Source organism: Mycobacterium sp. 852002-51152_SCH6134967 (genome assembly GCF_001667105.1).
In the GTDB taxonomy this organism is placed as follows: domain Bacteria; phylum Actinomycetota; class Actinomycetes; order Mycobacteriales; family Mycobacteriaceae; genus Mycobacterium; species Mycobacterium neumannii_A.
In genome coordinates, this window is sequence record NZ_LZIK01000006.1 from 81,048 (window position 1) to 93,817 (window position 12,770).

The 12,770-nt window shown below is 68.2% G+C and carries 4 protein-coding genes; 1 reads left to right on the forward strand and 3 read right to left on the reverse strand.

The window, feature by feature from the left end; all coding sequences use genetic code 11:
* Positions 1–34: 34 nt before the first annotated feature.
* Positions 35–9,286 carry a type I polyketide synthase gene (locus tag A5790_RS01170; RefSeq protein ID WP_066840754.1) on the reverse strand — a complete coding sequence of 3,084 codons (9,252 nt, stop codon included), beginning with the start codon at positions 9,284–9,286 and terminating at the stop codon, positions 35–37.
* Between the two features lie 524 nt (positions 9,287–9,810).
* Positions 9,811–10,536: a DUF1906 domain-containing protein gene (locus tag A5790_RS01175; protein ID WP_231987567.1), complete on the reverse strand. Its 726-nt coding sequence runs from the start codon at positions 10,534–10,536 to the stop codon at positions 9,811–9,813.
* 164 nt (positions 10,537–10,700) lie between these two features.
* Here A5790_RS01175 and A5790_RS01180 point away from each other — a divergent pair, with 164 nt between their 5' ends.
* Complete coding sequence (locus tag A5790_RS01180; RefSeq protein WP_066840757.1) at positions 10,701–11,909, forward strand: ABC transporter substrate-binding protein; 1,209 nt, start codon at positions 10,701–10,703, stop codon at positions 11,907–11,909.
* Here the strand turns inward: A5790_RS01180 and A5790_RS01185 are convergent.
* A complete protein-coding gene (locus A5790_RS01185) occupies positions 11,899–12,756 on the reverse strand; it encodes a MerR family transcriptional regulator (RefSeq protein WP_369829753.1) in 858 nt (285 codons plus the stop codon). The two genes, A5790_RS01180 and A5790_RS01185, sit on opposite strands and share 11 nt — an antisense overlap.
* Positions 12,757–12,770: the final 14 nt, after the last annotated feature.

The window sequence follows — 12,770 nt, forward strand, 5'->3', positions numbered from 1 at the left end:
GCTATCTCATACCCTTCGCTCGTCGCGCAAGCGCTCATCGCCCGCTTCCGCCGGGGACATACACGTCGTCGTCGCCGAGCCGCGATGCCGGATCGAGAAGCATGTCGGCTTCCTGCCGCTTCTCGGGGGCGTCGTGGCCGAACCGGCGGTCGGTCGGCTTCTCGTACAGCGACTTGCCGCCGGCGATCGCCGATGCCAGCCGGTGCTGGCCTGCCAGCACCCGGGCATCCGCACGCTGCTTGTAGTCCGCGCGCTGCTCGGGGGTCAGCGCGGCCAGGAACGCCTGCGGATGCACCAGCGCGATCAGGCCGGACACGTGGCCGAAGCCCAGGCTGGTGATCAACCCCGCCTTCAGCGGGAACGAGCCGCCGAGGTGCAGGGTCTCCCGCAGCCACACCATGTGCGCGGACCCGGCGAGCTCGTCGTCGACGCAGTCCAGGCTGCGGTTCGGCGGAATGACGCCGTCGCGCAGGATCTGGCACAGCCCCATCATCTGGAACGCTGCGGCGCCTCCCTTCGAGTGACCGGTCAGGCTCTTCTGCGACACCACGAACAGCGGCGCGCCGTCGGAGCGGCCCAGCGCGTCGGCGAGCCGCTCGTGCAGCTCGGTCTCGTTGGGATCGTTGGCCAACGTCGACGTGTCGTGCTTGGACACCACCGCGATGTCGTCGGGTCCGACGCCGAGCTCGGCCAGCGAGTTCGCCAGCTGCGACTTGCGACCGCCGCGGCCTGCGGCCAACGCACCCAGACCGGGCGCCGGGATCGAGGTGTGCACACCGTCGCCGAACGACGACACGTAGCCCACCACCGCGAGCACGGGCAGCCCCATCTTGAGCGCGAGATCACCACGGGCCAGCAGGATCGTCCCGCCGCCTTGGCCCTCGACGAACCCGAGCCGACGACGATCGTTGGCACGGGAGAACTTCGAGTCGCTGATCCCCCTGGCCCGCATCATCGCGGTGTCCGCGGTCGCGGCCATGTCACCGAACCCGATGACCGCCTCGAGAGTCGTGTCGTCGTACCCGCCGGCGACCACGAACTCGGCCTTGCCCAGCTTGATCTTGTCGACACCCTCCTCGACCGAGATGGCCGCCGTCGCGCAGGCCCCGACCGGGTGGATCATCGCCCCGTAGCTGCCGACATAGCTCTGGACGACGTGTCCGGCGATGACGTTCGGCAGGACCTCCTGCAGGATGTCGTTCGGTTTGTTCCGGCCCAGCAGGTTGCCGTGGTACATCGTCTGCATCGACGTCATACCGCCCATGCCGGTGCCCTGTGTGCTGGCCACCAGGCTCGGGTGCACCCAGCGCATCAGTTCGCTCGGGCTGAAGCCCGCCGACAGGAACGCGTCGACAGTGGTGACGAGGTTCCAGATCGCCAACCGGTCAATGGAGTTCATCATCTCCTGGCTGACGCCGTACACCATCGGGTCGAACCCGGTCGGGATCTGCGCGCCCACTGTGCGGGACAGCTTGACCTTCCGAGGGACCCGGACCTCGGTGCCCGCCTTACGGGTCACCTGCCAGTCGCCGCTGTCGGGTACGGGCGCGATCACGGTGTGCTCAGGATCGAACTTCAGGAATCCGCGGGCCTCGGCCTCCGACGACACGACGAACGTGAAGTCCTTGTCCAGGAAGACCGAAACCAGAAGCGGCGACGCGTGATCGGGGTCGATCGCTCCATCATCCACCCATTCGCGAATGCCGACCCGCTCGACCACGGCGTCGTGGTAACGCTCCACCAGCTCACCCTCGTCGACCAGGTCACCGGTTTCGGTGTCGTACCAGCCCGGCGTGGGATCGTCCTCCCACTTCACCAGCCCGGTCGTCCACGCCAGCTCGAGGACGCCGGCGGCCGACAGCTCGTTCTCGACCTCCATCTCGAAACGGGTGCGCGAGGAACCGTACGGCCCGAGTTCGGCGCCGCCGACGATCACCACCATGTCGGCGGGATCGACGTCGAGGTCGGCCCACTCGGGTGCCGGCGCGGACTTGTAACCGCGTGGCGGTGACGGCAGGGCACGCACGGTGCCCTCGGGATCCGTGTCCTCGGTGTGGCTTTCGGACACCATCTCTTCGCGGGCCTTGGCGGCCAGCTCGGCCATGTCGATGTCGACATCGGCCAGCCCGCCGGTGAAGTCCGCCTGTAGCGGCTCACGCGCCGCGGCGACCTTGGCCTCGATGTCGCACAGCCCGAGCAGCATGCCCGCCATCTCGTCGGTGGTGAACGTGCGCACTCCGGCCTCTTCGACCGCACCGACGATCGCGTCGTTGTGGCCCATCAGGCCCGTGCCCTTGGTCCAGCCGATTAGCGCATGCGCAAGCGAAACCCGCTGCGCCCACGATGATTCGGCCTTCCACCGCGAGACCAGCGCATCGAGCGAGGACTTCGCCTCGCCGTAGGCGCCGTCGCCGCCGAACATGCCGCGGTTCGGCGAACCGGGCAGCACGACGTGCAGGCGTGCGGCGATATCGCGCTCGGCGCCGATGTGGGACAGACCGGCAATCAACCGCTGCACGGCCCACAACAGCACCTTCATCTCCATCTCGGCGCGCGACCCGGCATCGGACAGGTCACCCGCCACCCGCGGAGCGGCGAACGGGAACAGCAACGTCGGGGTCTGGGCGTCCTTGAGGTGGATCGACTGCGGCCCAAGGCTTTCGGTCTGCTCGGTACCGACCCACTGAACCAGCGCGTCGATGTCGGTGTAGGACGCCATGTTGGCGGGCACCACCCACAGCTTCGCGTTCCAGCGGGCGTGGTCGCGGTAGAGCGTCCGGTAGAACGCCAGCCTGTCGTCGTCGAGCTTGGACGTCGTCGCGATGACGGTGGCACCGCCGTCGAGCAACTGCGCGACCACCGACGCCGCGATCGAGCCCTTGGACGCGCCGGTGACGACGGCGACCTCGTGGTGGTAGCGGCCGGTGCCCGGATTCTCGGCACCCGCGGCCGCGCGGCCGTACAGCGAGGCGTGGATGTTGCGACCCGCCGCCAGCGCCTTACCCTGCCACCAGGTGGCCTGCGTCCCGACCACGTGGCCTGCGCCCTCGAAGCGTTCCGAGAGTCGCTGCCAGTCGTTGTCGATCTCGTCCTCGTCGTACAACCACAGCCGAGCCAGATCCTCGCGGGCGCTGGCCCAGCGGTCGTCGAAGAGCACCGCCTTGCGACCGTCGAACACGGGCGCCACCAGTCGCGGCCAGTCCGAACCCAGTTCGGCGGTGACCAGATCGATCAGTTCGGCGTCGGTGGCCTCCGGCACCGGGACCGGGGTGTCCAGACCGAGCTGGCCCAGGATCATCCGCGCCGCCGAGGCGAGCACGCCATCCGGACCGGTGACCCGTTCGGCGAACTCGGTCAGCGCGGCGGAATCCACCACGCCTCCACTGCTTCCCGCGGCCGACGGCAGAGACACCGCCACACCCCGGCGGGCCGCCACCGAGGCGACCGCACTGTCGATGACCTTGTCGACGGTGGCGGCGTCGGCCAGGGCCCCGTCGTGCAGGCCACCCAGCTCACCACCGCGCACGCTGGTCCCCTCCCGGGTGCCCAGCGCCACCTCGACGGTGACGTGCTTGATCCAGCCCGGGCCCAGCTCCCAGGTCTTGGTGACCCGCTCGCCGATGTAGGCCGGGCGCTTACCGGACGGCCCGAAGACGGTACGCAGCTGGTCGTTGACCGCGTCGGAGAGCACGGGGCCGAACGGCTTGTAGGTCCTGGCCAGCTTGGTGACCTGCCCCTTCAACGCGGCCAGGTCGGCTTCGCCCGCACCGTCGATGGCGCCGAGGTTGAGCTCGGAGCCGAGGTCGACCAGCAGCTGGTTTCGACGCGAGGACGCACCGTCGGTGATCGACTCGATGGAGTCCAGCGGTTCGATCTGGTCGATGCGCATCTTCGCCGACAGCGCGATCAGCGCCATGGTGGCGTCGGAGGCGTCGAACGTCAGGTCGTCCGGACGCGGAGCGCCCGCGGGCGCGACAGACGGCGAAGGAGCGCCCGCGGGCGCAGCCGGCGCCGGGGCGGCCGGTGCGGCCGTCTCGACGGGCGCGGCGGCTTCGGCCGCGGGAGCCGGAGCAGGTGTGTCCTCGAGTTCGGGCTCGGGGTCGGTGTCGGTGGCGAACAACACCGCAGCGTCGCGCTCCGAGTTCAGCACTTCGGTTGTGCTGTGCGAATACTCGGGAAGCTTGAGCGTGTTGGCGGCCAGACCCGCGACGGTCGGCGCGGACTTCACACCGATCTCGACGAAGCGCTCGATCCCGAGACCGCCCGCGGCCTCCTCGATGAACAACAGGTCCTGGGTCTCGATCCACCGCACCGGGCTGGCGAACTGCCACGCCAGCAACTCGATGACGATCTTGCGGCACAGCTCGCGCGGCTTCTCGTTACGCCAGGTGTCGTAGTCGGCGAGGATCTCGTCGAGCGGCTCGGCAGGCACCAGATCCCTGATCTCCTCGATGAAGTCGCGATCGAGCGTGAACGGCCGCGGCACCAGGTTCGGGATGTACTTGCCGACAATCAGATCCGGATCCTGATCGCGCGGCATCACCCGCTCCAGGGAGCGGCGGAAGTCGGCCACGCCGACCCGCAGCACCGAGGAGTGGAATGGCACGTCGATGCCGGGCACCAGGATGAACGACCGCTTGCCGCCGCTGATCTCGCGGCGCCGCTCGACCTCCTCCTCCAGTGCCTCGAGGCCGCGCACCGTGCCGGCGATCGCGTACTGCGAGCCGCGCAGGTTGAAGTTCACGATTTCCAGAAACTCACCGGTGCGCTCGGAGATCTCGGCGACGAAAGCCTTGACGTCGGCATCGTCGAGGTCGATCTGCGACGGCCGGATTGCGGCGAGCCGGTAGTTCGACCGGCCGAGGTGGTCACGCGGCACGATGTCGTGCATCTTGCTGCCGCGGTGGAACACCACCTCGAGCAGCGCCTCGAGCTCGTAGACGCCGCTGACGCACGCGAGCGCGGTGTACTCGCCGACGGAGTGACCGCAGGCGATCGCACCCTCGACGAACGCGCCCTGCTCGCGCATCTCGGCGACCTGGGCGGCGGCCACGGTCGCCATGGCGACCTGGGTGAACTGCGTCAAAAACAGCACACCGTCGGGATGGTGGTAGTGCACACCGCTGGCGATCAGGCTGGTCGGGTTGTCCCGCACCACGTGCAGCACCGAGAAGCCCAGCGTCTCGCGGGTGAACTTGTCGGCGGTGTCCCACACCTTGCGGGCCGCCTTGGACCGGGCCCGCACCTCCATGCCCATGCCCTTGTGCTGGATGCCCTGACCGGGGAACGCGTACACGGTCTTCGGCGCGGCCAACTGCGCCGTCGCCGACATCACGAGCTCACCGCCGACCTTGGCGCTGATCTCGAGAATCTCGGCGCCGCGGTCGATCCCGACGCGGTCGACGCGGAACTCGATGTCGTCGCCCGGCAGCACCATGCCGAGGAACCGCGACGTCCAGCCGACCACCCGAGCCGGCGGCGCGGGCCTGCCGTCGGTGGCGGCCACGACGTGCTGTGCCGCGGCCGACAGCCACATGCCGTGCACGATGGGCGATTTCAGCCCCGCGAGCAGCGCGGCGGCGCGGTCGGTGTGAATCGGGTTGTGGTCTCCTGACACGACGGCGAACGCGCTCATGTCGGTGGGTGCGGTGACTGTGACGTCACGGCGGCGACGACGCTGGGTGTCGGTCGCGTTGTCGGTGATCGCACCGCCCGCGCGCGCCGGGTCGCCCAGTTCCGCAGCACCGGTGCGTCCGCGGATCGCGAAGCGTTCCTCGAGCTCGGCCAGCAGCGTGCCCTCGGCGTCGCGGATCTGCACCGACACGGGTACGACGCGGCCGTACTCGGTGTCGCTGGCCGCTGAAACCGTTGCGGTGACGGTCAATTCGGCCCGCTCCTTCGGCATCTGCGTCAGCAGGTGCGCAGCGTGGTCGAGGTGGACCAGGCTCAGCAGCCCTTCGACGACGGGGAAACCGTCGCCGGTGATCGCCGAGCCGATCGCCGCGAACACCGCGCGCCAGCAATAGCCGACGAGCGCGTCGGGCACCAGCGTCAGGCCGGGCGCCAGCGGCGCACCGAACGCGGCGGTGACCCCGGTGTGGTCGGCGACCCGTTCGGGGTCCCAGTCCGCGGTCACCGTCGCGGTGTTGTCGTGCACCGGCGGCAGGGCGTCGGGCCCGTCCACACCGGCGGCGATGGCGAGCACGGAACGCATTGCGGCCGAGGCGTCTTCGACGGTGACGACAGGCATGCCGCCGTTGACGGTGCACGAGGGCAGCGTGAACGGGATGTCGATCCAGATGTCGGACAGCGGGACGCTCAGCGTCACACGCTCACCGCTGAGCTCGAGGCGGGCGCCGGTGGACGGATGCGTCGCGTTGCGGTTCTCGTTGGCTTGCCACTCGTCGGGTGCGCCGATCCGATGCACGGGGTTGATCGCGACGCGGCCGGCCCACAACACATCGGGCGAATCCAGCACCACCGCAAGCGGACCCGTGACGTCGGCGCGCGCCTGCCGGCGCGACACCACCTTCACGGGTTGGCCGTTGACGGCCACCGCCTCGTCGATGGCGGCCTGCTCGAAGCGGTCGAGCAGCTCACCGACCGGCTCGTCGACGCGGGTGATCCCCGCGACCGCCTGGGTACCGGGGATGATGCACACCTGGTCGGCGGTGTAGCGGGCGTCGTGGGCCTGCCACAGGGAGTCGCTGCGCCACCACCGGCGCACGTCCTTGTCGATCACCGGGACGAAGTTGACCGGCTTACCCGGCTTCTTGCACAGCGTGACGAACCACGGCACGTCGGCGGGGTGCAGGCGCAGCGTCTCGGCCTCCGGGTAGCGCCCCGCCAGGGTCGCCATGGCGCGGGCCGGATCGTCCAGCAGCGCAGCGTCATTGAACAGTGTGGGGATGGGGCCGGAGTCCTGCGGGTGCAGTCGGGCTTCGGCACGGTGCAACATGTCGGCGAACCGCTCGCGCCAGGTGTCGGCCAGCCACGGGCTGTCGGCCAGTTTGGTGTCGGCGGTGCTGTCATCGTCACCGATGGCCAACTCGACGTAGCGCTGCAGCCACTGCAGGTAGGTCATCTCCCCGATATCGCCGAAGTACGGCTTGCAGGTGGTGGCCATCGCCGCGATGATCTCGTCGCGCCGCTCGGCCACGGCCTCGGCGTCACCGGCGACCTCGTCGAGCAGCCGACCGCACCGCGATGCGGCGTTGTCGATCTCGTGGATGTCCGCACCGAGCTGGCTGCGGCTGGATGCCATGCCGCCCTGGGCTTTTCCGGCGCTGATCCAGTGGTCGGTTCCGGTGGTCTCGACCAGCATCTGCTTGACGGCCGGAGATGTGGTGGCCTCCAGCGTCGCCATCGCCGCGGTCCCGACGAGGATGCCGTCGACCGGCATGGCCGGGAAGCCGTACTCGGTCGCCCAGCGTCCGGACAGGTACTCGGCCGCGCGCTCGGGGGTGCCGATGCCCCCACCGACGCAGACGGTGATGTTCGACAGCTTGCGCAGCTCGCCGTAGGTGCTCAGGAGCAGGTCGTCGAGGTCCTCCCACGAGTGGTGCCCACCGGCGCGGCCACCCTCGATGTGGACGATGACGTCCTTGTTCGGCACCTCGGCGGCGATCTTGATAACCGATTTGATCTGGTCGACCGTGCCGGGCTTGAACACCACGTGCTTGATGCCGACGGTGTTCAGTTCGTCGATCAGCTCGACGGCTTCCTCGAGCTCGGGGATGCCCGCGGAGACGACGACACCGTCGATGGGCGCGCCCGACTGACGGGCCCGCTGCACCAGGCGCTTGCCCCCCAGCTGCAGTTTCCACAGGTAGGGATCGAGGAACAGCGAGTTGAACTGCACGGCGCGGCCGGGCTCGAGCAGCGTGGTCAGCTCGGCGATGCGGTCGGTGAAGATCTCCTCGGTGACCTGCCCGCCGCCGGCGAGCTCGGCCCAGTGCCCGGCATTGGCCGCGGCCGCGACGATCTTGGCGTCGACGGTCGTGGGGGTCATGCCCGCGAGCAGGATCGGCGAGCGACCGGTGAGGCGGGTGAACTTCGTCGAGAGCTTCACCGAACCGTCGGGCAGCTGCACGGTGGACGGCGCATAGCTCGACCACGCCGGCGGAACCTCGGGTTCAGCGCCGACCGTGAACAGGTTGCGCTGCCCCACCCGGGTGGCGGCGGGAACGATGCCCACGCCCAGCCCGCGGATGATCGGGGCGGTCAGCCGGGTCACGGTGTCGCTGGGGCCGAGGTCGACGATCCACTTCGCGCCCGCCTCGTGCAGCCGCTCGACCTCGGCGACCCAGTCGATCGGGCGCACGAAGATCGCCTCGGTCATCTCGTGGGCGAGATCGGGGTCGATGCCGCACTTGGCGGCCCACCCGTCGACCACCTCGACACCGTCTGCCAGCCGCGGCGTGTGGAAGCCGACCTCGACCTGCACGCCGTGGAAGACCGGGCTGAAGATGGCGCCACCGCGAACCTTGTTCTTGCGCTCGGCTTCTTCCTTCTCGGTGATCTTGGAGCAGTAGAGCTCGAAGCGCCCAAGCTGCTCGGGGGTGCCGGTGATGACGACCGAACGCCTGCCGTTGCGGATCGAGAGCACCGGCGGCAGCACCGTGCGCACATCCTGGGAGAACTCTTCGAGCAGTTCGGCGATGCGGTCGGGATCGACGTTGGTCACCGACACCATCGGCGCCTTGTCGCCGCGGCCCACCATGCCGCGCCGACGGGACACCAGCGACCCGGCCGCGCCGATCAGCTGCAGCAGCGCCAGGAGTTCGGCGTCTTTGGTGCCGCGCGACCGCAGGGACTCGCAGGCCATGATCCCCTGCGAGTGCCCGGCCATCGCGACCGGCGGAGCGTCGTACAGATCCAGGCCCTGGCGGACGGCGGCGCGGATCGCGGCCATCTGCGCGAGCAGGATGCCCGGTCCCGAGATGGCCGCGGTGATGAGTTGCTTCGTCGCGGGCAGGGGCTCGTCGGCGGCCAGCGCGCGCACCCACTGCAGCGGCTCGAAACCGATTGGGCGCACCACGACCAGTTCGCGTGCGACGGGCTCGAGCAACAGCGCCGCCTCACCGACCACCTCGCTGAGTTCGGACTCGATGCCGGCCGAGCTGACCAACTCCTCGAGGTTCTCCAGCCACGAGCCGCCTTGGCCGCCGAAGGCCACGGCGTAGGGCTCGCCCGAGTTCAGCCGATCGACGAGGGCCTGATTACCGGCATGGGCCGCTCCCGCAGTGCGGTCGGTGGTCACCCGGTGCTGCTCGTTGATCGTCACGTCTCGTTATCTCCCTCTGTCCCGCGTCATGCTCGTCGTCGGCTGTCGTCTCAGAAGCTCCGATGGCTCCCGGCTTCCTGCCGCGGCGCCACGCGATTCGGCGTCGAATCCGCTGGTCCGGTCGGGCGGTTCCGAGGCCTTCCGAGGTTGTGTCGTGACCTCGCCGAACCGCCTTCCGTGCACTCCAGCCGTACTAAGAGTGTCATAAGAAGCGCGCTTGATTTCGCACCCGAAATGGTTACTGACGGGTTCTACGCTCGGGTAACCAGCGGTTGGATAACGCGCACTTCGACACCGGCCGAAGGCATTCGGGACAAACGTCCTGCATGAAGGTGGTTACGGTCGAGTAGGCAGAAGTGCCCTGATCACGGCGCTTTCGTTATCAAATCGTTATAAAGAAATTTTCGGCGCGTCTCACCAGCGACGTCGCCGTGCTCAGACGAGACAAGTGGGCGTGATCTGTCTTCCCGGAGCCGTCGGCCACCGAGAAAAGTTTGCTGGACGTACTTACTGATCGGTAAGGTTTAGTCCCACTGCCCAAATTCGGGCTTGAGGATGTGGTTGATGTCCACGCCGACCCCCGCGATCGACCGGCTGTCGATCTCGACCTGATGCAGATGGGCGGCCGCGTGCGTGACCTTTCCCGGCGATCCCCAGTTGTGCTGCCAGAAGTACGTTCCGATGCCGTCCTGTAGCGCCCACTCGATTGTCTTCGAGTTGGCATAGACACCGACGCGCTCCTTGCCCAGCACCGCTTCCCAGCCACGCAGGTACGGGGCGACCTGCTGTTTGTACTGCTCGTAGGTCGGATTGTCGTCGATCGATGCATAGATCGGCGCGCCCTGAGGGCCGCCGGCGGCGACGTGCAGCTCCCAGCCGCGTTTCGCGTGGGCCACGCCGGCGTTCTGGCCGCCCAGCCAGTCGGCGGTGTCCTTCTTGCCGTACTGATAGCACGACGCGATTTTCAGCCCGGCCTGGTACAGGTCGCGCGCCTCGACCAGTTGGATCGGCTTTCCCAACATCCACGCGCCGCCGGGTCGTCGGTCGGAGACGTAGCGAATCGCCCCCAGCGCACCCGCCGCTCGGATGTCGCTGGCCTTGAGCACACCGGCGGCGTAGTCGAGAAGAATTCCGAGCGGCGCCGCTGAAGCGGGTGCGACGTGCACGCCGGCACCGACGACGAGCGCCGCAGGCGCGGCCAGCGCGCCCTTGAGGACGGTCCGCCGCGATATCGGCCACGATGCTGACACGTGCCACAGAATACGACAGCGGTCACAGCAATCACGCCGATGTCACTGGCAACATCTGCACCAATCTTCGCTCTCTCGGCGCGGCGTTGCCGAGCTAAGCCGAAACGCGAAATCATCGGGTAGCACGGTTCGACGATCCGCCGACCGACCGAGGAGTGACACCCATGGCGCGCAGGCCGCCCACCGCCGTGCGAACCGGCTTGATCGTCATCACCTGTGCTGTTCTGGTGTTCGCGCTGACGTCCGGATGCTCACCCGGGCAACGGCCCCCCGCAGGCCAGGAGCCACCGAACATCGAACCGCTCAGCTCGGTCGGCGAGGGTGAGGGCCGACTCAACCTGATCGCCTGGGCCGGATATGCCGAAGACGGCTCCAACGATGCGCAAGCCGATTGGGTGACGCCGTTCGAACAGCAGACCGGATGCCAGACCGAGGTGACGCTCGGCAACACGTCCGACGAGATGGTCCAGTTGATGCGCAGCGGGCGATACGACGGGGTGTCGGCCTCCGGCGACGCGACCCTTCGGCTCATCTACGCGGGCGACGTGGCTCCCGTGAACACCACGCTGGTCCCCCACTACGAATCGATCTCGCCGTTCCTCAAGGACCAACCGTGGAATTCGGTCGACGGTCAGATGTACGGCATCGCGCACGGGTGGGGCGCCAACCTGCTGATGTACAACATCGCGGTCGTGCGGGACGCGCCGAACTCCTGGTCGGCGGTCTTCGACGACACCGACAAGTACCGCGGCAAGGTCACCGCATACGACTCGCCCATCTACATCGCCGACGCGGCGCTGTACCTGTCCAAGAAGAAACCCGAACTGGGCATCGAAGATCCGTACTCGCTCGACGCCCGGCAACTCGATGCCGCGGTGCAGCTGCTCGAAGAGCAACGCGCAAACATCGGCGTGTACTGGTCGGACTATCTCAAGGAGGTGGAGGCGTTCGAGTCCGGCGCGTCCGTCATCGGCACCACCTGGCAGGTGATCGCCAACACGATCGGGGCGCGCAACAGGGTTCCGGTCAACACGGTGCTGCCCAAAGAGGGGTCCACCGGTTGGTCGGACACGTGGATGATCTCGTCGAAGGCCGCCCACCCGAACTGCATGTACAAGTGGTTGAACTGGATCTCCTCACCGGAGGTCAACGCCGAGGCCGCCGAGTTCTTCGGCGAGGCGCCCGCCAACGCCAAAGCCTGCGAGTTCACCACCGAGCGCGACTTCTGCGACATCTACCACGCCACCGATGCGAGATTTGCCGCCAAGATCCACTACTGGACCACACCGCAGAAGAAATGCGTCGACGGCGGTGGTGACGACTGCACCGACTACGACGAGTGGGTCGAACGATGGCGGCAGATCACCGAGTGAGCGGCCCGTGCTGAGGGGGTTCCGCCTGTCCGCCGGGTAAACCGCCCCCGCTGTATCTCGCGTCTGCAATGTGGCGGTGAAGCGCCTCGTCCAGCCGACTGAACACGACGCTGGTCCACAGGTTCCGGTACTCGCCCACCGTCCGCATGAGCTCATCACCGCCTGCCCGGGTCGACGCGTGCTCCGCGCCCAACCGCGCGGTCACGAAGTCTTCGAGGGCGTCGACGAACTGAGCCGCCAACGCGTCGACCGCACCATCGGTGGCCTCGACGATGTGCGACAGCACCTGGACGGATACGAGTGGATCTGCCGACTGCGCCACCGCCCGTCGCACCGCGGTGTCGGTCAACACCACGAAGCCGTCGACCACCTCCGCGAATCCGTACTCGACCAACCGCCGCACCTCGTCGCTGTCGGGGCCGATCGCAAGCCCGTCCCCGTTCGCCTCTGCCGCCACGGACGCTTCCCGGGCGTCTGCTTCGGATCCGGGACCCAGCACGGCCCGCTGGATGCCGAGGATGTCGGCAAGGTCGGCGCCCTCACGCAGGCTGGCGAAGAACTCGGCGATGTGGGCGGAGTTGAAGCCGCGGCGGTGCAGCTGGTTGATGGTGCGCAACTGTGACAGGTGGTAGTCGTCGTAGAACGCCGACCGGCCGACGCGGCGCGGCGGATCCAGCAATCCACGCTCGCGATACGCACGAATGTTGCGGGCGCTGACGCCGGAGATCTGGGCCAGCTCGTTGAGGCGATACTCAGCCAACGTCGCGAACCCCGGCGGGAGCGCGTGCCGGCTGAGCCACGCGACGATCCATGCGATCACTGTAATGGCGCCGACGGTTGCGAGCAAACTATCGAACCGCT